Origin of the sequence: Streptomyces endocoffeicus, assembly GCF_016741935.1 — a bacterium.
GTDB lineage: Bacteria > Actinomycetota > Actinomycetes > Streptomycetales > Streptomycetaceae > Streptomyces > Streptomyces endocoffeicus.
Map to the genome: position 1 here is coordinate 1 of NZ_JAERRG010000206.1, position 477 is coordinate 477.

The following is a 477-nucleotide window of genomic DNA, read 5'->3' on the forward strand; positions in this document are numbered from 1 at the left end:
CCAGTCGCCGTCGCACTCGACGCGGCGCAGCAGCGGGGCGACCTCGACGGTGCCGGGCGGGTCGATGTGCAGGGCTCCGCCGTCCTGGGCGGTCAGCCGGGCGCGCAGCACGTCGTGGTGGTCCACGACGGCGGCCAGGGTGGCCATCAGTCCCGCTTCGTCGATACCGTCCGGCAGCTCCACCACCATGGACATCGCGAACCGGTCGCTGTCACCGCCCAACCCGCGGATGTAGCGCGCCACCGGCAGCAGCGGCAGCCGGCCGGTGCCGCCGCCTTCGAGTTCCTCCAGCCGGGGCGGGGCGCCGGCCTGGTCGCCGATGACGGCGGCCTCGGCGAGTTCGGCGACGGTGCGGCACTCGAAGATCTGCCGCGGGGTGACCTCCACGCCGTGGGCGCGGGCGCGGGAGACCACCTGGATGGAGCGGATGCTGTCGCCGCCGACGGCGAAGAAGTCGTCGTCGATGCCGACCCGGTC

The 477-nt window shown here is 74.4% G+C and carries 1 protein-coding gene; it reads right to left on the reverse strand.

All coding sequences use genetic code 11. From position 1 onward, the window contains the following. Positions 1-477: phosphopantetheine-binding protein (locus JK364_RS54605; protein WP_201858910.1), on the reverse strand; the 477-nt coding region annotated here is incomplete at both ends.